The sequence below is a fragment of the Eudoraea sp. genome, from assembly GCF_049669105.1.
In the GTDB taxonomy this organism is placed as follows: Bacteria; Bacteroidota; Bacteroidia; order Flavobacteriales; family Flavobacteriaceae; genus Eudoraea.
Map to the genome: position 1 here is coordinate 61,837 of NZ_JBATKE010000089.1, position 21,878 is coordinate 83,714.

The 21,878-nt window shown below is 38.6% G+C and carries 23 protein-coding genes and 1 pseudogene; 13 read left to right on the forward strand and 11 right to left on the reverse strand.

What is annotated here, in order from left to right:
- Position 1 precedes the first annotated feature (1 nt).
- From ccoN to WBM60_RS07595, 10 genes and pseudogenes are all read left to right on the forward strand, one after another.
- Entirely contained in the window at positions 2-2,203 is a 2,202-nt protein-coding gene (gene ccoN, locus WBM60_RS07550) for a cytochrome-c oxidase, cbb3-type subunit I (protein ID WP_424261288.1), read from the forward strand.
- 3 nt (positions 2,204-2,206) lie between these two features.
- Complete coding sequence (locus WBM60_RS07555; protein WP_348137596.1) at positions 2,207-2,389, forward strand: CcoQ/FixQ family Cbb3-type cytochrome c oxidase assembly chaperone; 183 nt, start codon at positions 2,207-2,209, stop codon at positions 2,387-2,389.
- A 5-nt stretch (positions 2,390-2,394) separates the two neighbouring features.
- The gene (locus WBM60_RS07560; RefSeq protein WP_424261286.1) at positions 2,395-3,351 is read left to right on the forward strand and encodes a cbb3-type cytochrome c oxidase N-terminal domain-containing protein; all 957 of its coding nucleotides are present in this window, start codon (positions 2,395-2,397) and stop codon (positions 3,349-3,351) included.
- A 39-nt stretch (positions 3,352-3,390) separates the two neighbouring features.
- Positions 3,391-4,800: pseudogene (gene ccoG / locus WBM60_RS07565) on the forward strand (cytochrome c oxidase accessory protein CcoG).
- 28 nt (positions 4,801-4,828) lie between these two features.
- Positions 4,829-5,275: a FixH family protein gene (locus WBM60_RS07570; protein WP_424261282.1), complete on the forward strand. Its 447-nt coding sequence runs from the start codon at positions 4,829-4,831 to the stop codon at positions 5,273-5,275.
- Between the two features lie 8 nt (positions 5,276-5,283).
- The gene (locus WBM60_RS07575) at positions 5,284-5,985 is read left to right on the forward strand and encodes a sulfite exporter TauE/SafE family protein (RefSeq protein WP_424261280.1); all 702 of its coding nucleotides are present in this window, start codon (positions 5,284-5,286) and stop codon (positions 5,983-5,985) included.
- 49 nt (positions 5,986-6,034) lie between these two features.
- Entirely contained in the window at positions 6,035-7,306 is a 1,272-nt protein-coding gene (locus WBM60_RS07580) for an acetyl-CoA hydrolase/transferase family protein (protein ID WP_424261278.1), read from the forward strand.
- A 9-nt stretch (positions 7,307-7,315) separates the two neighbouring features.
- Entirely contained in the window at positions 7,316-7,966 is a 651-nt protein-coding gene (deoC, locus tag WBM60_RS07585) for a deoxyribose-phosphate aldolase (protein WP_424278962.1), read from the forward strand.
- Positions 7,967-7,969: 3 nt separating this feature from the next.
- Positions 7,970-8,674 carry a purine-nucleoside phosphorylase gene (gene deoD, locus WBM60_RS07590; protein ID WP_424261274.1) on the forward strand — a complete coding sequence of 235 codons (705 nt, stop codon included), beginning with the start codon at positions 7,970-7,972 and terminating at the stop codon, positions 8,672-8,674.
- 18 nt (positions 8,675-8,692) lie between these two features.
- Positions 8,693-9,196 (forward strand): DUF1643 domain-containing protein, encoded by a 504-nt coding sequence (locus tag WBM60_RS07595; protein ID WP_424261272.1) that lies wholly within the window; start codon positions 8,693-8,695, stop codon positions 9,194-9,196.
- Here the strand turns inward: WBM60_RS07595 and WBM60_RS07600 are convergent.
- From WBM60_RS07600 to WBM60_RS07640, 9 genes are all read right to left on the reverse strand, one after another.
- Positions 9,193-9,975, reverse strand: coding sequence for an ABC transporter permease (locus WBM60_RS07600; RefSeq protein WP_424261270.1), 783 nt, complete (start codon positions 9,973-9,975; stop codon positions 9,193-9,195). The genes WBM60_RS07595 and WBM60_RS07600 overlap by 4 nt on opposite strands.
- Positions 9,968-10,678, reverse strand: a complete 711-nt coding sequence (locus WBM60_RS07605; protein WP_424261267.1) for an ABC transporter ATP-binding protein — start codon at positions 10,676-10,678, stop codon at positions 9,968-9,970. Before WBM60_RS07605 ends, WBM60_RS07600 begins: the two co-directional genes overlap by 8 nt.
- Positions 10,675-11,907: a nitrous oxide reductase family maturation protein NosD gene (locus tag WBM60_RS07610; protein ID WP_424282933.1), complete on the reverse strand. Its 1,233-nt coding sequence runs from the start codon at positions 11,905-11,907 to the stop codon at positions 10,675-10,677. The genes WBM60_RS07605 and WBM60_RS07610 overlap by 4 nt, the downstream gene beginning before the upstream one ends.
- A gap of 8 nt (positions 11,908-11,915) precedes the next feature.
- Complete coding sequence (locus WBM60_RS07615) at positions 11,916-12,212, reverse strand: cupin domain-containing protein (RefSeq protein ID WP_424277461.1); 297 nt, start codon at positions 12,210-12,212, stop codon at positions 11,916-11,918.
- A 1-nt stretch (position 12,213) separates the two neighbouring features.
- A complete protein-coding gene (locus WBM60_RS07620) occupies positions 12,214-12,648 on the reverse strand; it encodes a nitrous oxide reductase accessory protein NosL (RefSeq protein WP_424261261.1) in 435 nt (144 codons plus the stop codon).
- Positions 12,638-13,297, reverse strand: a complete 660-nt coding sequence (locus WBM60_RS07625) for a hypothetical protein (protein ID WP_424261301.1) — start codon at positions 13,295-13,297, stop codon at positions 12,638-12,640. The genes WBM60_RS07620 and WBM60_RS07625 overlap by 11 nt, the downstream gene beginning before the upstream one ends.
- Before the next feature lie 131 nt (positions 13,298-13,428).
- Positions 13,429-15,384, reverse strand: a complete 1,956-nt coding sequence (gene nosZ / locus WBM60_RS07630) for a Sec-dependent nitrous-oxide reductase (protein WP_424261260.1) — start codon at positions 15,382-15,384, stop codon at positions 13,429-13,431.
- A 33-nt stretch (positions 15,385-15,417) separates the two neighbouring features.
- Positions 15,418-15,999 (reverse strand): fasciclin domain-containing protein, encoded by a 582-nt coding sequence (locus WBM60_RS07635; RefSeq protein ID WP_424261258.1) that lies wholly within the window; start codon positions 15,997-15,999, stop codon positions 15,418-15,420.
- Positions 16,000-16,010: 11 nt separating this feature from the next.
- On the reverse strand, positions 16,011-16,517 hold the full coding sequence (locus WBM60_RS07640; RefSeq protein ID WP_424261256.1) for a c-type cytochrome: 507 nt from the start codon (positions 16,515-16,517) through the stop codon (positions 16,011-16,013).
- Between the two features lie 119 nt (positions 16,518-16,636).
- Between WBM60_RS07640 and WBM60_RS07645 the strand changes: the two genes are divergently transcribed.
- From WBM60_RS07645 to WBM60_RS07655, 3 genes are all read left to right on the forward strand, one after another.
- Complete coding sequence (locus WBM60_RS07645) at positions 16,637-17,071, forward strand: RrF2 family transcriptional regulator (protein WP_424261253.1); 435 nt, start codon at positions 16,637-16,639, stop codon at positions 17,069-17,071.
- Between the two features lie 78 nt (positions 17,072-17,149).
- Entirely contained in the window at positions 17,150-18,541 is a 1,392-nt protein-coding gene (locus WBM60_RS07650; RefSeq protein WP_424261251.1) for a Gfo/Idh/MocA family protein, read from the forward strand.
- Positions 18,542-18,551: 10 nt separating this feature from the next.
- Positions 18,552-19,424 (forward strand): PIG-L deacetylase family protein, encoded by an 873-nt coding sequence (locus WBM60_RS07655; protein ID WP_424261249.1) that lies wholly within the window; start codon positions 18,552-18,554, stop codon positions 19,422-19,424.
- A gap of 8 nt (positions 19,425-19,432) precedes the next feature.
- Here WBM60_RS07655 and WBM60_RS07660 read toward each other — a convergent pair whose 3' ends face one another.
- Positions 19,433-20,863 carry a mandelate racemase/muconate lactonizing enzyme family protein gene (locus WBM60_RS07660; RefSeq protein WP_424261247.1) on the reverse strand — a complete coding sequence of 477 codons (1,431 nt, stop codon included), beginning with the start codon at positions 20,861-20,863 and terminating at the stop codon, positions 19,433-19,435.
- A 45-nt stretch (positions 20,864-20,908) separates the two neighbouring features.
- A complete protein-coding gene (locus WBM60_RS07665; protein WP_424261245.1) occupies positions 20,909-21,835 on the reverse strand; it encodes an RraA family protein in 927 nt (308 codons plus the stop codon).
- Positions 21,836-21,878: the final 43 nt, after the last annotated feature.

Consider the following 21,878-nt stretch of genomic DNA (forward strand, 5'->3'; position numbering starts at 1 on the left):
TATGGAAGTACAACAGTTCTATTACGATAACAAGATCGTAAAAAATTTCCTCTATGCCACCTTGTTTTGGGGAATCATTGGTATGCTCGTAGGATTACTACTTGCATTAATGTTTCTATTCCCAAATATCACAGATGGAATATCATTTCTAAGTTTTGGACGACTTCGCCCATTGCACACCAATGCTGTTATCTTTGCATTCGTAGGGAACGCTATCTTTGCCGGGGTTTATTACTCTACCCAGCGTTTACTCAAAGCCCGTATGTTTAGTGACTTCCTAAGTAAGTTTAACTTCTGGGGGTGGCAAGCCATAATAGTAGCGGCAGCAATCACGCTTCCTCTTGGATATAGTACTTCTAAAGAATATGCTGAGTTGGAGTGGCCAATTGATATTGCAATTGCGCTTGTATGGGTCGCATTTGGATGGAACCTGATTGGAACAATGGTTAAAAGAAGACAACGTCACCTTTATGTGGCTATTTGGTTCTATTTGGCCACATTCGTAACAGTAGCTGTTCTTCATATCTTCAATAGTTTGGAATTACCGGTCAGCGCTTTAAAAAGTTATTCGGTATATGCAGGAGTTCAGGATGCTTTGGTTCAATGGTGGTACGGACATAACGCTGTGGCTTTCTTCCTCACCACACCTTTTTTAGGACTAATGTATTATTTTGTTCCTAAAGCGGCCAACAGGCCTGTATACTCCTATAGACTTTCTATAGTCCATTTCTGGTCATTGATTTTTATTTACATCTGGGCCGGACCTCACCATTTACTCTATTCGGCCTTACCCGATTGGGCACAAAATTTAGGTGTAGCATTTTCAGTTATGCTTATTGCACCTTCCTGGGGTGGTATGATAAATGGGTTACTAACCCTTAGAGGAGCCTGGGATAAGGTACGTACAGACCCAACCCTTAAATTTATGGTGGTTGCAATTACAGGTTATGGGATGGCGACTTTTGAAGGTCCCATGTTATCCCTGAAAAATGTAAATGCCATAGCCCATTTTAGTGATTGGATTATTGCACATGTCCATGTAGGTGCCCTTGCCTGGAATGGCTTTCTGGCCTTTGGAATGATATACTGGATGGTGCCTAAAATGTTTAAAACCAGACTGCATTCTATCCCTATGGCTAATTTCCACTTTTGGATTGGTACTTTAGGAATCATATTATATGCGTTGCCCATGTACGTCGCAGGCTTTACACAAGCCTTAATGTGGAAAGATTTTAATCCGGACGGCTCCCTTGTTTACGGGAACTTCTTAGAGACAGTAAATGAAATTATGCCAATGTACTGGATGCGGGCAATTGGTGGTAGTCTCTACATTGTTGGGTTTATTGTTATGTTGTACAACATTGTGGTTACAGTTCGCTCGGGTAGCAAGGTGGAAGATGAACTTGCAGAAGCAGCGGCACTAACAAGGGTATCTAAAAAAAGAACCGCAGGAGAAACGTATCATACCTGGCTGGAACGCAAACCTATTAAATTGACAATATTTGCTACAATAGCCATTCTTATTGGAGGGATTGTTCAGATAGTCCCAACTATTCTGGTAAAATCAAATATACCAACTATTACAAGCGTAAAACCATATACTCCTTTGGAATTGGAGGGAAGAGATCTTTATATACGTGAAGGTTGTGTAGGTTGTCATTCTCAGATGATTCGTCCTTTCAGAAGCGAAGTAGAACGATATGGGGAATACGCCAAAGCAGGAGAGTTTGTTTATGATCACCCATTCCTTTGGGGGAGTAAACGTACAGGGCCCGATTTATTGCGAATTGGGGGTAAATATTCCGATAGTTGGCATCTTAACCATATGTATGACCCCCAAAGCACCTCGTCTGGTTCTATCATGCCGGCATATCAATGGTTGGTCCGCAATGAGCACAATAGAAGTAATATACAGGGGAAAATGGAAGCAATGGTAAGTCTTGGTGTCCCTTATACCGAAGAGGAAATTGCGAATGCAGAGGCTTCTATGGAAGAACAGTCCATACAAATAGAAGAAAACCTTTATGCTGATCCCGATTTTGTAAAATCCTATGAAGCAGATAAAAAATACGCTGCGGAAAACGGATTAGACTTTGTAGAAATGCGTGATCGTGAAATAGTTTCGCTAATCGCTTACTTACAGCGGCTAGGTACAGATATAAAAGTTAAGGAAACCGACGAATTATTGTCAGAAAACAAGTAGATCATGCTAAAATTTATAAAAAATCACATGGAAAGTATGGAAGGCATTGCCACGTATCCCATGATATCACTACTTATCTTCTTTGTATTTTTTGCCATTCTTTTTTGGTGGGTATTTACCGCCTCCAAAGAGCATATAAAAGAAGTAAGTGAAATACCCTTAGAAGATAATCAACCAAAACAATAAGAGCCATGAAAAATATGTCACCCTGGTGGATCAGAATCCCATTAATATTCTTCATCATCTTCGGACTGATGGAGTACTTTATTGACTCCGGAGAAAAACCCGCATTTATTGAATATCCTATAACACAGTTCTTTCTATTGATGGTGTTATTGATTTTAATTGCAATTGAGCTTATCTTAAAGTCTATTGAAAATGTTATGTTTCAAACCCTTTCGGCAGAAGGTAAAGAAAGGTATTTGGAATCTAAATCTAAACAATTGGAATGGAGTTGGGGTAAGAAAATGTACCAAAAACTCCTAGGCTCCAAACCCATAGAAGCTGAAGGTGAAATCATTTTGGATCACAACTATGATGGCATAAAAGAGCTTGACAATAAATTACCGCCATGGTGGGTTTACCTTTTTTATGCCACCATTATTTTTGGGGTCATATACCTGATAAGATTCGAAATTTATGGCGATTATGATCAGGATTTAGAATATGAAATGGAGGTAGCAGAAGCACAGGCCCAAATTGAAGCGTATAAAAAAACTGCTAAGGATCTGGTAGATGTGAATACTGTGGCATTATTAACTGAGGCCTCAGATATTAGTGCAGGAAAATCCATATTTGAAACCAATTGCGTTGTATGTCATATGGCAGATGGTGGCGGAGGGATTGGTCCAAATCTTACAGATGAATATTGGATCCTGGGAGGTGGAATTAAAAATGTGTTTAATACCATTTCTGAAGGTGGTCGGGCCGGTAAAGGAATGGTTTCATGGAAGCAAACGCTTAAACCTTTAGAAATGGCACAGGTAGCCAGTTATCTGCTTAGTTTTCAAGGCACTATACCGGCTAATCCCAAGGCAGCTGAAGGGGACCTATGGGTAGACGAAAATGCTCCAATAGAGGAAAGCACGCCTAATGAGGCTACTCCGGATCAGGAGACGGACTCTACCTCGGTGGTTATTAATGAATAATTCATACCTAGGTATGAGTAGGGGATAGAAGATAGAGCTATGGAAGAGAATTTTAGGGATACCATTGGGACCATTGACGAAGAAGGAAAGCGGGCCTGGATATTCCCTAAAAAACCTAGTGGCAGGTATTACAAGTATCGAAAATGGGTTAGTTATGGTTTGCTGATCTTCCTCTTTGCTTCACCATTTATTAAAATTAATGGCAACCAGTTCCTGATGTTTAATGTTTTGGAGCGTCGGTTTAATATTTTTGGATTTCCGTTTTGGCCTCAGGATTTCCACCTTTTTGTTATTTCTATGATCATAGGGGTAATTTTTATTGCTCTTTTTACCGTGGCATTTGGACGTATTTTTTGTGGATGGATGTGTCCTCAAACTATATTTATGGAAATGGTCTTCAGGCGAATTGAGTATTGGATAGATGGAGACAGAGGTGCTCAGATGCGATTGGCAAAGCAATCATGGAATGCAGATAAAATACGGAAACGATTACTAAAATGGTTTGTCTTCTTTGTAATATCCTTTTTAATTGCAAATGTCTTCCTGGCCTATCTTATTGGGAGCGACAAATTAATGCAATACATCACAGATGGTCCCCTCACCCATATAAACACATTGGTGTCTCTTCTTGTTTTTACGGCAGTATTCTATTTTGTTTTTGCATGGTTCAGAGAACAGGTCTGCATTATTGCCTGTCCCTATGGGAGAATGCAAGGGGTATTATTAGACAATAAATCCATTGTAGTTGCCTATGACCATAAACGCGGTGAAGCTGAAAATGGTCGGAAGAAATTTCGAAAAAATGAAGACAGGAAAGCACTGGGTTATGGAGATTGTATAGACTGCTTTCAATGTGTTAATGTATGCCCAACTGGTATTGATATCCGAAATGGAACTCAATTAGAATGTGTGAATTGTACGGCTTGTATAGATGAATGTGACACGATTATGGAAAAAATAGACCTTCCGAAAGGTCTTATTCGTTATGCCAGTGAAGACAATATTGAAAAAAAGGCGAAATTTACTTTTAATCCCAGATTAAAAGGATACTCTGCGGTACTTGTCATATTAATTGGAGTGCTCATTGGTATGCTTTTCTTAAGAAATGATTTGGAAGCCAATATTTTAAGATTACCCGGACAACTATATGAACATAAAGAAGGTAACATAATCAGTAATGTGTACACCTAAAAGCTGATAAATAAAACATCCAAAGATTTTAGTGATGTTAGTTTTAAACTTCTCTCTCATAAAGGAAAAATTGATTTGGTATCACATCGCAGTTTTAAGGTCCCCGCACAGCAGTTGGCAGAAGGCACCTTATTTATAGAAATTAATAATGCTGCATTGAATGGTGATAAAGACAAACTGAAGATTGGGGTATATAGTGGAGATCAATTAATTGAAACAACAACGGCCAGGTTCCTGGCACCTAGAAGCTATAATTAGGAGTATTCATTAATATGAAATAAAAAATATGAAGTTTAACTGGGGAACAGGAATAGTTTTGGCATTTATCGCATTTATTGCATTTATAATGTATTTTGTAATTCTTGCAAGTACAGATAACCGTGCCAATCATGATTTAGTCACAGAGGAGTATTACAAAGAAGAACTGGCTTATCAGAAGGAGATTGACGCACTTAATAATGCCAAAGATTATGCTTCCCAATTCAGTTTTGTTAACCAGGAAAATGGAATAGCCATTACTTTCCCACCAAAAATGAATTATAAAGAAATAGAAGGTAAAGTGTCCCTATATAGACCATCCAATAAGCACTTGGATTTTGACTTTCCTTTAAGTTTATCCAATAAACATTTGCTCATACCTGACAAACGTTTGTTGGATGGTCGCTGGGACATAAAAATTTACTGGAATTATCAAGGCAAAAAGTACTTGGTAAAAGAAAGTATCACTTATTAATTAGTAATATGTTATTGTCTGCTTTAGTCTTAGGCCTTTTGGGAAGTTTACACTGTATAGGCATGTGTGGACCCATTGCCTTTATGCTGCCTGTAAGTCGGAATAATAAGTATAAAAAAGCAGGTCAGGTTTTCATGTACCATTTTGGAAGACTAATGGCATATGGCATTATTGGTTTATTATTTGGACTATTGGGAAAGGGACTATACATCTTTGGTATACAGCAAAAGCTATCGATTCTTATTGGCGTACTCATGATATTAATTGTAATCATACCCTTTAACTATATGAGCAGGCTTAGCTTTTCAAGACCTGTATATCAGGTTATTGGAAAAATTAAAAGTAGTTTAGGTAAAGCGTTGAAGAAGAAAACGGCAGATACTTTTCTCACTATTGGCTTTCTAAATGGGTTCCTGCCTTGCGGCCTGGTTTATATGGCCCTGTTGGGAGCAATTGCCATGGGTACAGCTGTAGAAGGTTCCTTATATATGATTTTGTTTGGTTTAGGTACTGTTCCATTAATGACAACAGCCGTTTATCTGAGTGGAATATTAAAGGATTCTTCTAAGCGGCGAATACGTAAATTAATACCCGTTTTTGTAGTTATCATAGGATTACTTTTTATTCTAAGAGGAATGGGTTTAGGAATACCATATGTATCACCAAAACCAATGGTTGAAATGGTTTCTACAGAATTAGAATGTCATTAGCCTTAAATTATTTAAATGAGGCGCTTTATAAATCCAATATAATACTAACATGAAAATTGTTACCGCAGCAGAAGCTGCCGCCATTGTAAAATCCGGAGATCGAATATTTCTGCAAGGAGCTGCTATGACTCCCAATACTTTAATTAATAGTATTTGTGAAAGATATGAGGAACTAGAACAAGTAGAGATTATTTCAATTCATACTGAAGGGGAGGTGAAATATACCATACCTCCCTATAATCAGGCATTTAATATAAACAGTTGTTTTGTTGGAGGCAATGTTAGAAAAGCCGTGAATACAAATAAAGGTGATTATATACCCATCTTTCTTAGCGAAATACACTTTCTTTTCAGACGAAATATATTACCCCTTGATGTGGCAGTAGTTCAGGTATCTCCCCCGGACCGGCATGGGTATTGTTCTTTAGGAGTTTCTGTAGATATTGCGTTGCCGGCAATACAAACAGCAAAAAAAGTAATCGCTCAGATTAATCCTCAGGTACCAAGGACTCACGGAGATGGTATTATTCATAAAAACAGTATTGATATGGCTATAGAGGTTGATCAGCCTATCCATGTTGCACCAATTACACAAATAACAGATTTAGAACACGCAATTGGAAAAAATGTTGCCGAACTTATTGAAGATGGCGCCACTTTGCAATTGGGCATCGGAAATATTCCCAATGCCGTTTTAAGCAATTTACACAACCATAAAAGATTAGGAGTACATACAGAAATGTTTTCCGATGGTCTCTTACCTTTGGTTGAGAAAGGCATTATTACAGGGGAGGAAAAGGAGATTAAAACCGGTAAAATTGTTACTTGTTTCGCCACAGGAACCAAAAATTTGTACGATTTTGTAGATGATAATCCACTGGTGCATTTCAAAGAAGCGGGATATACCAATGATACCAGTATAATTGCAAGAAATCCTAAAGTAACAGCGATAAACAGCGCAATTGAAATAGATCTGACCGGGCAGGTATGTGCCGACAGTATTGGACAACGACACTTTTCCGGTGTAGGCGGTCAAATGGATTTTATAAGAGGTGCCACTATTTCTAAAGGAGGGAAACCAATTTTTGCCATTTCCTCTACAACGGCAAAAGGAGTAAGCAAGATTACCCCTACCCTTAAAGAGGGTGCGGGAGTTACGACCACCCGAGCTCACGTTCACTACGTGGTTACTGAGTTTGGTGTGGTAAATCTTTTTGGTAAAAATTTGTATGAAAGGGCAAAAGCCCTGATATCTATTTCACATCCGGACCATCGTGAAATGTTGATAAAAGCCGCATATGAACGATTTGAACGATCTTAAAACGCATTAATGCAAATAGAGCGATATATTGACCATACCTTATTAAAGCCTACGGCAACGCCCAGGGCCATAAAACAGTTATGCACTGAAGCCCGGGAATTTAATTTTTACGCTGTTTGTGTTAACAGTTGTTATGTTTCGCTGGCAAAGGAAGAATTAAAGGATTCCGGTATCAAAATAGCCGCTGTAGTTGGTTTTCCGTTAGGTGCCATGTCTACCGACGCCAAACTGTGTGAAGCTAAATACTGCATTGAACATGGGGCAGATGAAATAGATATGGTTATAAATCTTGGTTGGTTAAAATTCGAAGAATACGGTCTGGTAAAAGATGAAATAGCTAAAATAAAACAGGTCATTGGCTCCAGGAATTTGAAAGTAATTATTGAAACCTGTTACTTAACTGCTGAAGAAAAAAAAATAGCCAGCATGCTGGTTGTTGAGGGTAAAGCTGATTTTGTGAAGACTTCAACCGGATTTGGCTCAGGAGGAGCTACATTTGAAGATATTGAATTAATCCAGGGCATAATTCAAAACAAAATACAAATCAAAGCCTCAGGAGGGATTAAAGACAAAAAAATCGCTATACGCTACATAGATATGGGTGTTTCTCGTCTCGGCACTTCCTCAGGAATTGAAATAGTTAAAGAGACTAATCCATAATCTATGAGTGCTCACATTGATGCAAAAAAGAATGAGATTGCCGATACAGTTTTAATGCCGGGTGATCCTCTACGTGCCAAATGGATGGCAGAGACATTTTTGGACAAAGCGGTTTGTTACTCAAATATTCGTGGTATGCTGGGTTATACCGGGGAATTTAAAGGGCAACGCATTTCCATACAGGGCAGTGGCATGGGCATCCCTTCGGCCATGATTTACTATCATGAACTTATTAAAGAATACAATGTGAAACGAATAATCCGGGTAGGCACCGCAGGGTCTTATCAGGAGGATATTAAGATCAGGGATATCATTTTGGCCCTATCCGCTTCTACAAATTCGGGGCTTAATAATGGTATTTTCAATGATGCCAGTTACGCCCCTACCGCCAACTTCAATTTAATCATGAAGGCTGCTTTATACGCACAGGAAAACAACATTCCTATCAAAGCCGGTAACGTACTTTCTTCAGATCAGTACTACGATGAAGATCCATTGGACTTCAAAAAATGGGCTAAATATGGAGTGTTATGTGTTGAAATGGAAGCCGCTGGGCTTTATACTATAGCTGCAAAATATAATATTGAGGCACTGGCTATTCTTACAATTTCCGATTCTTTAGTGACCGGGGAAAAATGCAGTTTCGAAGAACGGGAACGAACTTTTGAAGAAATGGTTAAAATTGCACTTAACATTTGCCAAGACTGAATAAGCATTTGTTGAACGATGATTTATAAACACATCCCTGACGTACTGGTAAAAGCCAAATTTTCTGATTGTAAAAAATTTCGATATCAGCTTACTATTGAAAATACAGTAAAAACAAGCGGCAACACCCTTTGTGTTATCATGCAAAATCCCAGCGTTGCCAATGCAAAATTTGCGGACAAATCTGTTCAATTTCTGGAAAAACTCATTTTTGAAAAAGAAGTTGAGCCATTTAGAAACGTAAAAACTATTCTAGTAGTTAATCTGTTTGCCTATATTCAAACTAATAGTTTTCTCGGTTCTCCTGATAAAATCGGGAAAGAGAATGATAGTCTTATTAGGCACGCCATAAAAATTTCCGATATGGTCCTCATCGCTTGGGGAAAAACCAATTCTTATTCGGAACGCCGGAATGTAATACATGCCATATTAAAGAATTATCCCAAAAAAAGACTACTTAAAACCAGGGTACATCCATCAAGAGGAACTTATAAAGATTTTATCGAACCTTATTCTTTCTAAAAATCCTTTTTGTTTGCCTTTCTAATGAGATTATACAATGGAATAAGTGTCCATAAAATCAACATAAAGATTGAAATAAAGAACCCTGATCTCGTTCCGAAAAAAGATTTGAAAACAGCGCCCGTATAACCCATAAGGGCAGATATATCTAATTTCAAAAGTATTAGTGTTCTGGAAAGATCTACAGGGTTAAGCATTGTGGCCACCAAAGAATATTTGTCTAAAGGATAGTCCTCAAATATTATAAGCGATAATAGAAACAACCCATCATAAATTACCGCGAAAAACAGCCATAATAATACGGCATAACCAAATCCTTTAATCTTATTTTCATTGGACAATGCAATGTTAAATGACAAAGCGGTGAAAATTAAAGTCAGAAATGCTCCCACCACCAGTAATAGTGTAAAATCCCAAATGGCATTACTCCTAAAAAGTCCGTATACAATAAAGGGAATCCCAAGTCCCATTACCAAACTTAAGGTCAAAGAACCCGCTACGCCTAAATACTGCCCTGTAAAAATAGAAGAACGCTTAATGGGCAGCGCCAATAAAAGTTCAGTGAATTCTTTGGAATTATAGAAGTACATTACGCCAAAAATTGTGCCTATTAATGGAACCAGGACAATGATCACATTCATAAGCGTAATAACTGCTTTGGAAACATCATTGTTTAGAAATAAAAGAACAAAACCAAGGGCAAGATAAAACAGAAAATACACATAGCTCCATCTGCTTCGCATTAGGTCGTAAAAGCTGTATTTCAGTATTTTAAACATTCTCAAAATTTGTTGCTATTGTAGCTATAGCATGGTCAAAATTATTTTCGCCTGTCCTTTCTTTGAGCTCTTTGATGGTTCCCTTAAAATAGATTTTACCTTCCAGCAGATACACTATTGTATCCGCCATTTCTTCAACAAACTGCATGATATGAGTAGTAATCAAAATAGTTTTGCCCTGGTTCTTTTCCTTTTGAATAAGCTTTTTTAAACTAATTAAGGCAGCCGGATCCAAACCAGTGGTAGGTTCATCCAAAATAATTAGCGGACTGTTAAACATAAAAGCCAAAAGTATGTTTACTTTTTGCCTGGTGCCGCCAGACAAGGAAGCCAGTTTACTATTTAAATATGGAGCTAATCCAAAGCTTGAAATAAGAACATCATCCTGACTTGGCTTTTGCCTTAAATCCTTGATCATTGCTATTAGTTCAAATACCCTTAAATTCCCCGGAAAATTGGCTATCTGGGGCAGGTAGTTGATTTCCTGTCTGTATTTCCAGTTTTTTTTGACAGCCTTACCTTCTACTTCAATTTCACCTGAAGTAGGAATTACCATTCCTAAAATACATTTTATTAGAGTGGTTTTCCCTGAACCGTTAGGGCCAAGCACAGCATAAATGCCCGGGCTTTTAATAGAAAGGTTTGTTCCGCTTAGCACGTGATTCCTGCCAAATTTTTTGTGGAGGTCTTCAATTCTTATCATTTTATTCTTTTCATGAGGGGGCTATTATCCATTAGATTATCTGGTGTAAAAATGGGCGATACTTTTTCTGAAAAATCTATGATATCCATAAATAAACTGCGAAGTAGTACAATAGTTTCAGGGGTTCTGTTCACGATATATGAAAATAGTTTAACAGGTCTGTAAGGTACGTCTCCTACCCCATCCTTATTTAAATCATAACCAGAGTAATTGCTCCAATAATTCTCCTTGAAGACATTGTCGTTAATTTTACTGTTATAAGATAGATCAAAGGAATTATTTAGAAAGTTGTTATTTACAAATGAATTCGCATAACATGCCCCTTTTACTTTCAAAGCCCATCCATTACTAATAAATTCATTGTTGTAATAATTTATTCTATTGGATCCTTCTACATTGATACCGATAGTATTATTGGTGAAAATATTGCCTGTAATTTCTGCATCATTGATCTCTTTTAATAACAAACCAAAAGAAGCTGTACCCCAGTTTTTTGAAAAAGTATTGTTGCGCATTGTAATTTTCTTTGAAAACATTACGGCCACACCAGCGCCATTGTTCTCGAAGGTATTATTTGTGTACACATCATCGTTTGAAAACATAAAATGAAGGCCATACCTCAGATTATTTGTGCTCAGGTTGTTATTGATGGTAACATTATCAGAAAACTCCAGGTATATACCATCGCGTACACCTTGTACAATATTTTGGTCTACCTGAACATTGTGACAATACCATAATTGAATACCATTACCAGAATTATACTCATCCACTGCATCGCCATTAATCTTGTTGTTATACACTTTACCGTTATTCGATTTTTCAAGATATATACCGAAAAAGAGCTTTTCCAATACTACGTTCTGTATCAGGAAGTTTTCACTTTTAACTACCCGGATGGCGGCGTAATCTGAAGTGTAACTGGTTCCGACGTTGATAATGTATAGTCCATCAATAGTCACATTATCGGAAACAATGCGTATGATTTCGCCACGGTCTTCGCCGTCTACTACGGGGTAGTTTTCACCCTTCAAGGTTAATGGTTTGTCTACAAGGATATTGAACTCTTTGTAGGTGCCTTTTTTGATAAGAACAGTATCAAATTTTGAAGACTTTGAAACAGCATCTTTAATAGACCTATACTCACAGTCTGAGCATACTACCAAGGTCTTTGCTTTTAAACTAAAGATACTTAGAAACAATATTCCTAATAGAAAAAATCTACCCATACTCAGCATTACCTTATTATAAGGAATTTTGAATTCTCGAGTGCTTTTACCCAATGTTTTTCATCTTTAGGAAAGGAAAAATATTGATGTTTGGAAAGATGGTACTCTTTCTGATTGATATATAAAATAATAGCGCCCTCCAATACAATTAATTGTACATTTTTTGGTGACACATGTTCAGGAAAGATAGCGTTTTTTTCAAGGCTAATACTTAATATTTTTAAGTTTTCAGTATTTACCAGCTTATGAATCTGAAGCTTATTATACTCCTGTGAATTAATTCCATTATTAACCGTATACATCATTTTAATTATTCATGTGTTTCAAAAGTTCATTCCAGGAATAGAGCTCTCCTCCATTTTCTTCTTTTGCCACGGTTGCAGCTTCCATATTGTCAAATGCGGTTAAGAATTCCCCCATGGGACTCGGTATATTTTCACTTATCAGATAAGTTGCCTCCTGTGCGGCTATCAGTTCTCCTGGTTGCTCATAGTAATTACAGAAATAAAGTGCAACTTCAACGGTATCTATGTCCTTCATATGATTAAGCATACATTCCACCGCGTCAAATTTAAATGCCTTCCCTTTTTTAGTTACTATTTGAGCTGCATGTTGCTTATCTACAATGGTCATTGAACAAAAATGACATCCATCAGAACCATAATTAATTGGTTTTGGACTTACCTCACATGAAGCGAATATGAATAGGACTAAACTTAAAAAAATGAATTTATTTATCATTTGTTTTTACTTTAATCGGTCTTACCGAATTGGCACTTCTTTCGGGTTTCCATGCTTTTTTGCCCACAAAAAATGCCATTACAGTCAGCGTCATACCAAAAAACATCAACCATGCACCGGTCGAAGGCAAGGAGGTTACGTCAAAATTTAGCATTTTTACATGGCCAAAAAGTGGAGGTTTGTAACTAACAGGAGTGCCATCTGCGTTGGTGAGTTTCATTATAGCATTAGGATCCAGGTTGGTACCGTAATCTACCATCCACGCATTAAAATCATACATGCCCAGTACTCCTAAGATACTCATCAGTACGAACCATCCCATAAACCATTTATAGCTAATTTTTTCAAAAAATCCCAGCAGGCCTATCAATACACCTAAGGCCACCATTCCTCCAATGACCCATGGAAAGGTACTAAACTCCCACATATCCTCAGGTTTTGGTAGTGTACGCATGCCAATGTAGTGATTAAGACCGTCAATGTTCTGAATATCAAATTCATCAACTCCCTTAATACCATCAATATAAATATTCATTCCCAAAGGTTCCGGATATTGAGGCGCTCCCAGCATTATGTTCCAGAGCGGGAAAACGTACAATCCCAAAAGAAACAAAGGACCAATGATCATCAGGATACTTGCTTTTTTCATCATTTCTGCTTTTTGATTGTTTACAAATCAAACGTGGCTTTGGTAGGATACTTTAATTTGTGAAAAAAGCGGGCAGGTCTTAGACACAGCCCGCTTTTATAGGTGAAATAAAATTATTTAACAGAGTACTTTCATTCGCCTAAAGACCATGAAAGGTCAATATTTGAATTAGCAGGAGATACTCTAACATAACCCTGCATTTCCTGGTGAAGGGCAGAACAAAAATCGGTACAGTAGAATGGCCATACCCCAACCTTTTTAGGTTCCCATAACGAGGTCTTGGTTTGCCCTGGCATTACTAAAATTTCGGAAGTCCCCTGACCAATAATGGAGAAACCATGTGGCACATCAAAATCTTGCTCATGGTTGGTGATATGGAAATAAACCTTATCCCCTACTTTGACACCCTCAATATTGTCAGGTGTGAAATGACTTCGGATGGTAGACATATAAACATGGACTTCATTCCCATTGCGTTCAACACGTGCATCATCAACACCAATAGTGGCATATTTATGCTTATTTTCATCCAATCGATAGATCTTTTTCGAATTTGATGCTAACAATTCGGCAGGACAGCCAGCGGCATAATGTGGTTCCCCGTGGGTTGGGAAATCTAATAACAATTCCATTTTTTCTCCCGAAATATCGTAAAGCTGAGCAGAGTGCTCCATTTCAGGACCTGTAGGAAGATACCGGTCTTTGGTAATCTTGTTCATAGCTACCACATATTTCCCGAAAGGCTTCCTTGAATTTCCACCCGGAATCATTAAATGTCCTACGGAATAATAGGTTGGTTTTCTATCGATAACCTCCCATGTGCCAACTTTCCATTTTACCACTTCCGAAGAAATAAAGAAGGTAGTATACGCATTGCCCTTGTCATCGAATTCGGTATGAAGTGGGCCCAATCCTCCACTTTTAACAGTACCGGCCAAGACATCTTCAAATTTCAAAATAGGAATGCCATAAGCATCACCATCGAATTTTTCGCCTTCGATCGCGGCCAACATTTTATCAAACGAATGTACAGTAAGGTCTGCGGATAGTTTTCCATTACCGATAATATATTCTCCTGTTGGATCTACGTCACAACCGTGTGGTGATTTAGGAGTAGGTAAAAAGTACAAAGATCCCGGTACTTGAGTTGGATCTACTGTAATTACCTCTTTTTTCATGGTAGAGGTTCCGGTATGAGTTTCCTCGTCATATACATTGTGGGCATAATCCGCGGGCATCTTAGTTCCTCCTCCATTTTTAACATACTCTTCAATTTTCTTCCAGTTTACAGCGGCGATAAAATCCTTGTCATTTTGAGAGGCATTGACTTCCAATAAAGAACTGGCCTCTTCGGTATTATACGTTGTAAAGAAGAACCACCCATGAGATTTTCCACGACCCGGATGTGAAAGATCATAATTGAACCCTGGCATCAACACCTGAAATTCCAGATTCATTCGCCCGTTATCAGGTGCTACACTAATAAAAGACAGAGCGCCTTTAAAATTTCCTTTGTATTCATTAATAGGCATATCGCGCTGTGGCACAGGTACTGAGAAGCGTGTTCCAGCGACCACATACTCAGTGTTTTCCGTAATGAATGACGAACTGTGGTTACCGGCACTGTTCGGAACCTCAATAATCTCTTCAGTCTCAAAAGTACTCAAACTTACCCTTGCTATACGGGGAGTATTGTTACCGTTTACAAAAATCCATCGACCATCCAATTCACCATTAGTTTGTGAAATATCAGGGTGGTGTAAATCATCCCAGGGAATAAATCCAAAGGAAGTATTCAACATTGGTTTGGTTTCTTCCGAATAACCATATCCGGAGGTCGGGAATTGTGAGAATACCGGGATTTCCTTGAACAATCGCCCTGAAGGAAGTCCATATACCGTAAGGTTACCGCTATAACCTCCGGAAAGGAAAGCGTAGAAGTCGTCTTGTTCACCAGGAGCTACATACACTTTTTCAGCAGCGCTTGAAGACAAAGCCCCATTTGATTTCTGAGATTGATTGTTGCAGCTGCTTAAGGTAATTCCTAACCCAAAGAGGATACAAATTAAATAGTTTAAATTTTTCATTGTTTTATTTTTAGTTTTAATTGATTAATGTTTTTATTCTTCCGGAGGTAACATTACCTTGTCTACCACATGAATAATTCCGTTACCTGCCTTAACACTGCCTATAATTTTAGCGCCTCCAACAAAAACATCATCCCCTTCAACAACAATCATTACATTTTGATCATTGGCCTGACCTAATTTTTTAAACTTCTTTAGAAAATCTTTAGAATAATTTCCCGGCGTAACATGATATTTTAAGATATTGGCCAACGCATCTTTATTTTCCGGCTTTAACAAGTTGTCAACCGTTCCTTCAGGTAGTGCAGCAAAGGCTTCATTAGTTGGTGCAAATACCATTAACGGACCAGCATTTACCAAAACATTTTCAAGGTCAGCAGCTTGTACTGCCGCAACCAGCGTTGTATGATCCGGAGAACCAATAGCAATCTGTAGTACATTGGGCGTTGATCCGTCATCTTCAATAAAGGCCTGGCCACGTTCTTTATCTTCTTCAGTTGTTGGTGTTGTTGAAGAAGTTGTTCCTTCTGTTTTAGCTTCATTTTTACAACCGACAAATAAAATCAGCATAAAAAATGAACCAACAAGTAGTCTTAATTTAGTTATTGTTTTCATATGATTGTTTGTTATAAAGTTCTAAAATACTCCAGCACAGCCCTTGCTTGTTCTTCAGTAAGACCTTGATTCGCCATTGGGGAACCATTGAACTCTACCAACAAATCTTTGGCAAGTGGGTCTTCTTTCACCATCTGTTCCGGATTAAGAATCATGTTCATAACCCATTCCGGTGTACGTCTCTCAAGGATGCCGTTAGGGGCCGGGCCAATAAATTTTTTACCTATTCTATGGCACGCCAGGCACATTTGGTCATACACTTCTTTCCCTGTTGCAGCCATTGCCTGATCAATTTCCGGATTTAAGGTGACTGAAGTCACAGGCCCTAAACCTTTGTTAGTTAGATCTATACGCTCTGATGCTTTTGTAGCAGAAGCTTCGGGAGGTGTGACGGGCTGTTCAGTGTCTGTTTTTTGCCTGGTAACACTAAAACCCTCTTTTTTCTTTTCTTCTTTTCCCCCACAGCTTATCATTAAAAGTGCAAAAAGGAATACGGTAATTTTATTAAGTTTTTTCATTCTATGATAGTTGTCAATTAATTTTCAAAAATAAAAGGAGAAAGAAAGAAAAAACATGATATTAATCATATTTAAGATAAAAATATCTTTTTATCCTTGTAACTGAATTTTTAATACGTATGATGCTTTCAAATTCTTCGAAATATGCCCTAAAAGCCGTATTGTATCTCGCGCTTCATACGGATGAGTACAATAAAATGATGGTAAAAGATATTAGTGAAAGAATAAACGTACCAAAAGCTTATATAGCCAAATTATTACAAGAACTTTCCAAACGTAAAATCATCTCCTCCACCAAAGGTCCTAAAGGCGGTTTTTATCTTAATCCATCCAATAGAAATGAAACCATAATACAAATTATTGAGGTTATTGATGGTAAGAAAAAAATGGAATCCTGCTTGCTGGGTTTAGAAGACTGCAATGAGGAAAAACCATGTCCGATCCATAGATTAATAAGTCCTTCAAGATCAAAAATGATTGCGCTACTGGAAAGTAAAACAATAAATGACCTGGCCACGGATTTAGAATTAAACAAAGCTTTTTTACCTGTCTGATTAACTTCTTGGAGTACTTCTTAAAAAAGTGTAATTTCAACTTCTTTAAAAAGAAAGTATCAACTTTAGTACACCAACATGAAAAAGAATCAATCAAGAAGGTCATTCTTAAGACGAGCCGGTTTTGGCGCAGCTGCAATTTCCACAGCACCACAAATTTTAGCTTCCTCTTATCACCAAAAACTAGTACTCAACAGAACCTATGAAGAAAATACCTTTGCTATAAATGATCAGATAAATCTGGCGCTAATAGGATCCGGTATCCAAGGAATATACGACACCACTGCCGCATTAAAAGTTCAAGGTGTTAAACTTGTAGCCGCTTGTGATCTTTATTTAGGCAGATTAGACAGGGCCAAAGAACTTTGGGGAGAGGATATAGCTGTTACCAGAGATTACAGAGAGATCCTTAACCGAAGTGATGTTGATGCCGTTATTGTAGCGGTCCCTGATCACTGGCATAAAAAAATCACAATTGAGGCCATGAAAGCAGGAAAAGCCGTCTACTGTGAAAAACCAATGGTACAAAATTTCGTAGATGGCCATGAAATTATAAAAGTTCAAAAAGATACCGGTGCGCTTTGCCAGATAGGAAGCCAGGGGATGTCCTCTTTAGGAAACGAAAAAGCAAGGCTTCTTTATGAAGATGGTGCAATTGGTGACCTCGTGCTTCTGGATATGTATAACGACAGATATTCTGCTGAAGGGGCCTGGCAATATCCTATTCCTCCTGATGCCGATCCAAATACAGTAGATTTTGATACCTTCCTGGGAACAGCTCCACAAGTCCCATTTGATACTACACGTTTTTTTAGATGGCGGAATTACCGGGATTATGGAACCGGGGTGGCCGGAGATCTGTTTGTTCATGCATTTTCAACATTAAATTATATCATCAGTTCAAAAGGCCCATCCCGGGCACTTTCTACAGGTGGCTTGCGCTACTGGAATGACGGGCGCGATGTTCCTGATGTTACATTAACCTTTTACGATTATCCTAAAACTGAAACGCATGCCGCTTTTAACGCCTCATTCAGGGTGAATTTTATTGCAGGATCTGGTGGCGGAGGAGGTTTCAAGCTGGTCGGAACAGAGGGCGTTATGGAGGTAGGTTCAAATTCTGTAAAACTCGTACGCACCAAATTGGGAAGGACCCCTGGTAATTATTCCATGATTGCTTATACGGAAGAAACTCAAAAGAAAATCAGAGCAGAATATGCCTCTAAAAACCTGGAAAATAGAGAATCTGAATTGAATATTGGGGAAACACTTTGGGAAGCGCCAGACGACTACAAAGGAGGTCACTATGACCATTTTTATAATTTCTTCCAGGCAATCCGTGGCAAGAACACAATAATTCAAGATCCTAATTTTGGCCTTAGGGCAGCAGGAGCGGCCCTACTGGCAAATGAAAGTTATTATAAGAATAAACCGGTCAACTGGGATCCTATCAGTATGAAATTAACCTAATTAGCGAATTATGAAAAATCTGATACTCTGCTTTTTTATTGTTTTCAGTGTGCATTTTAGTAATGCCCAAACTGACCCTGTAAATGTAATTGTTTTTGGCGCACACCCCGATGATTGCGATATAGATACAGGAGGTACGGCTATACTATTAGCCAGGCTGGGTCATAGGGTAAAATTTGTTTCTCTTACCAATGGCGATGCTGGTCATTATGCCAAGGGGGGAGGCGCTTTGGCCAAAATCAGGATTGCCGAAGCAAAAGAAGCAGGGAAGCGATTTGGGGTTGAATATACAGTTTTGGATAATCACGACGGAGAACTAATGCCTACGCTGGAAAACAGATTGAAAGTTATCCGTGAGATCAGAAAATGGAATGCAGATGTGGTAATAGCTCCCAGGCCAAATGATTACCACCCCGATCACCGGTATACAGGAATTTTGGTTCAGGATGCAGCCTATATGGTTATCGTGCCCAATGTTGCTGCAGATACTGCTCCTCTAAAAAAGAATCCTGTTTTTTTATATTCTGAAGATGGCTTTCAGCGACCTAATCCTTTTAATCCTGACGTAGTCATAAATATTGACAGTGTTTTTGATCAGAAAATTTATGCCATGGCCGCGCATGAATCACAATTCTTCGAATGGCTTCCCTGGACTTCCGGCAATTTAGATAAGGTTCCGAAAGAAGAAAAAGAACGTTTGGAAATGCTGGCTGACTGGCGCTCCTCTACACCCAATAAAACGGAGATGGCGGCTCTTAAAAAATGGTATGGCGATAATGCTTCCAATGTAAAGCATATAGAGAGTTTTGAAATTTGTGAATACGGAAAACAACCTACAGATGAGGAATTAAGAAAGTTGTTTCCTATGCTCAAAAATAATTAGCAAAGCAATTAACTCCATAGTCTGTCCCACGCCCGGATCTTGTCCCATTCAGGGGTAGGTGCAAATAATTTTTCCCCTTTGATCAGGTGTTTTTTAACTACTTCTTCGTTCAATTCCACACCTATACCCGGTTTTTCAGGAACTGTCACATAACCATCCTTTACAATGGGTCCTTCGAATCCAGTAACCAAGTTCTCCCAGTCGTTTTTATCCACTGCATGGTGTTCCAGCCACATAAAATTTTCCGTGGCTGCAGCACTGTGTACACATCCAATAAAAGATACGGGGCCCGCTGCATGATGATGCATAAAACCAATTCCATGTCTTGAAGCAAAATCACCTATTTTTTTGGTTTCTAATATGCCCCCTGCAGTATTTGGGTCGGGATGGACAATATCTACAGATCTGGTTTTGATAAGTTCTTCAAAGCCTCCCTCGAGGCGGTAAATATCTTCCCCGGTTTGGGTAGGCGTGGTGGAAGATTGCGTAATTTCTTTCCATTGTTCTGTGTATTGCCATGGGATAATATCTTCTATATAAGCCAAATTATAAGGTTCTGTTGCCCTGGCAATTTTGATAGCCTCGTTCACCCCAAAATGACCCCAATGATCCGTGCCCATTGGAATGTCATAACCTATTTTAGAACGCATTACATCAAGGTACTCCATTAATAAATCTATACCCTTATCAGTGATCTGAACCCGGGTGAATGGATGTTTGGTTAAATTATAGGACCGGTATTCATAGCGATAAGGATTATAGTCCGCATCCGGAGAATTGATAATTGCTCCGGGGATGTCTTTAATTAGGTTAACGCCAATATCCATCTTAAGTGCCGTATACCCCTGATCAATTCTGGCCTGCATTCTATTGGCATATTCATTGGCATCTTTGGAAACTGTTGTATCACAATATAGCCTAACTTTATCCCTGTACTTCCCTCCCAGCATTTGGTAAACCGGGACATTATAGGCTTTCCCGGCAAGATCCCAAAGCGCCATTTCCACAGCTGATACTCCACCTCCCTGACGCCCGTGAAACCCAAATTGTTTTATAATTCCAAACAAGCGTTCCACATTGCAAGGGTTTTCCCCTAAAATCCTACTTTTTAAAAACAAAGCATATTCTTTTGCTGCGCCATCTCGAACATCTCCATGCCCCACAATACCCTGGTTTGTATAAATCCTTACTATTGGAGTCCTGAATGCAACATCTCCTCCAATTTCGGCAATACGCATATCTGTAATTTTCAGGGTAGACGGACTTGAGTTCCTATTTACATTTTGGGATACATAGGAAAGCTGCTCATTGGCTGAAGCTGCCGTTAATCCTGCCAGACTTAATCCGCCCAAACCTACTTTCTTTATAAAAGAACGCCTGCCTTTAGTATCATTTTGCATTTCCTTATCCCCGGGGTTTTCTTTTTTATTGGTGTACATATTTAGAGGGGTTTGAAAGGTTATTAAAATAAAAATTTAAAAGACTTACCATGTCCTGGTTTTTAAGTAATTAGCAAGCTCTTCTTTACTCATTGGTAGTTTATCCTGATTTTCTTCAATCCAGTTCAGAAAATCAGTTTTGATCGCTTCTGTCCATTTTGTATCAATTTCACCTGGTGTATACTTTGCTTGTTTGAGTCTCAGATGACCAAATTCATCTTTTAATGCAACAAATTCTGCTTGTGTAATGACCTGCTCCACCAAGTGGGCAGGAATAAAAATAACACCCTCCCGTTTAGCCAGAACCAAATCGCCCGGCATTACCGTAGCCCTGCCTATTCTTATTGGAGTATTTAAACCTGTAAGCATCATATCCTTTATATAAGATGGATCCCAGCCCCTTACAAATGCATTAAACCCTTCAATGCGTTCTAAGCCTTCCAGATCCCTTAAAGAACCGTCAAAGACCACCCCATTCCCAGAATTTGCATAAATGGCATTACCGAGATTATCGCCAATAAGGGTGCCATCAATTATCTTTCCGAATCCATCAGCAACGTAAATATCTCCCTGCTGTAATGCATCAATTGGCCAGGAATTGGATGCCCCTATTCTCCCTTCTGCTGCACCTTTTTTTGTTATTATGTCATTGATATCCGGCCTGGTCGGCATGTATTGAGCTGTTAATGCTCGGCCGGTCATTGGCATATCTTCATGTATCATTATCCAATCACCTTCAAATTGATTGTAATAGCCCTGACCTCTCATTGCGCCCCAGGCTTCTTCAATGGAGATATTCTTTGCGCGTTCCAGGTAACTATCCGGTATTTTTGGCCTACCATCCTCAAATCGACCCCCCGTCCAGTCAGAAGTATATTCAATCATTTGTTCCCTGGTCATGGTCTGGGCAATCAAAGTTGAGTTTATAAATAAATAAAACACCAGCGAGAAATATAAAAAACAGGCTTTCATAATTGGTTAGTACTTAAAAGGTTATATGGAAATTTAAGGAAAT

Bases quoted from the DNA above. Each gene is read 5' to 3' on its own strand.
- WBM60_RS07655 (WP_424261249.1), top strand. From the start codon at position 18,552: ATGAAAAATCTGATACTCTGCTTTTTTATTGTTTTCAGTGTGCATTTT.
- WBM60_RS07650 (WP_424261251.1), top strand. From the start codon at position 17,150: ATGAAAAAGAATCAATCAAGAAGGTCATTCTTAAGACGAGCCGGTTTT.
- ccoN (WP_424261288.1), top strand. From the start codon at position 2: ATGGAAGTACAACAGTTCTATTACGATAACAAGATCGTAAAAAATTTC.
- WBM60_RS07615 (WP_424277461.1), bottom strand. From the start codon at position 12,212: ATGATGTATACGGTTAATAATGGAATTAATTCACAGGAGTATAATAAG.
- WBM60_RS07660 (WP_424261247.1), bottom strand. From the start codon at position 20,863: ATGTACACCAATAAAAAAGAAAACCCCGGGGATAAGGAAATGCAAAAT.
- WBM60_RS07560 (WP_424261286.1), top strand. From the start codon at position 2,395: ATGAAAAATATGTCACCCTGGTGGATCAGAATCCCATTAATATTCTTC.
- WBM60_RS07600 (WP_424261270.1), bottom strand. From the start codon at position 9,975: ATGTTTAAAATACTGAAATACAGCTTTTACGACCTAATGCGAAGCAGA.
- WBM60_RS07605 (WP_424261267.1), bottom strand. From the start codon at position 10,678: ATGATAAGAATTGAAGACCTCCACAAAAAATTTGGCAGGAATCACGTG.
- WBM60_RS07570 (WP_424261282.1), top strand. From the start codon at position 4,829: ATGAAGTTTAACTGGGGAACAGGAATAGTTTTGGCATTTATCGCATTT.
- WBM60_RS07595 (WP_424261272.1), top strand. From the start codon at position 8,693: ATGATTTATAAACACATCCCTGACGTACTGGTAAAAGCCAAATTTTCT.
- WBM60_RS07645 (WP_424261253.1), top strand. From the start codon at position 16,637: ATGATGCTTTCAAATTCTTCGAAATATGCCCTAAAAGCCGTATTGTAT.
- WBM60_RS07625 (WP_424261301.1), bottom strand. From the start codon at position 13,297: ATGAAAAAAGCAAGTATCCTGATGATCATTGGTCCTTTGTTTCTTTTG.
- WBM60_RS07665 (WP_424261245.1), bottom strand. From the start codon at position 21,835: ATGAAAGCCTGTTTTTTATATTTCTCGCTGGTGTTTTATTTATTTATA.
- deoC (WP_424278962.1), top strand. From the start codon at position 7,316: ATGCAAATAGAGCGATATATTGACCATACCTTATTAAAGCCTACGGCA.
- nosZ (WP_424261260.1), bottom strand. From the start codon at position 15,384: ATGAAAAATTTAAACTATTTAATTTGTATCCTCTTTGGGTTAGGAATT.
- WBM60_RS07640 (WP_424261256.1), bottom strand. From the start codon at position 16,517: ATGAAAAAACTTAATAAAATTACCGTATTCCTTTTTGCACTTTTAATG.
- WBM60_RS07580 (WP_424261278.1), top strand. From the start codon at position 6,035: ATGAAAATTGTTACCGCAGCAGAAGCTGCCGCCATTGTAAAATCCGGA.
- WBM60_RS07635 (WP_424261258.1), bottom strand. From the start codon at position 15,999: ATGAAAACAATAACTAAATTAAGACTACTTGTTGGTTCATTTTTTATG.
- deoD (WP_424261274.1), top strand. From the start codon at position 7,970: ATGAGTGCTCACATTGATGCAAAAAAGAATGAGATTGCCGATACAGTT.
- WBM60_RS07575 (WP_424261280.1), top strand. From the start codon at position 5,284: ATGTTATTGTCTGCTTTAGTCTTAGGCCTTTTGGGAAGTTTACACTGT.
- WBM60_RS07555 (WP_348137596.1), top strand. From the start codon at position 2,207: ATGCTAAAATTTATAAAAAATCACATGGAAAGTATGGAAGGCATTGCC.
- WBM60_RS07620 (WP_424261261.1), bottom strand. From the start codon at position 12,648: ATGATAAATAAATTCATTTTTTTAAGTTTAGTCCTATTCATATTCGCT.
- WBM60_RS07610 (WP_424282933.1), bottom strand. From the start codon at position 11,907: ATGGGTAGATTTTTTCTATTAGGAATATTGTTTCTAAGTATCTTTAGT.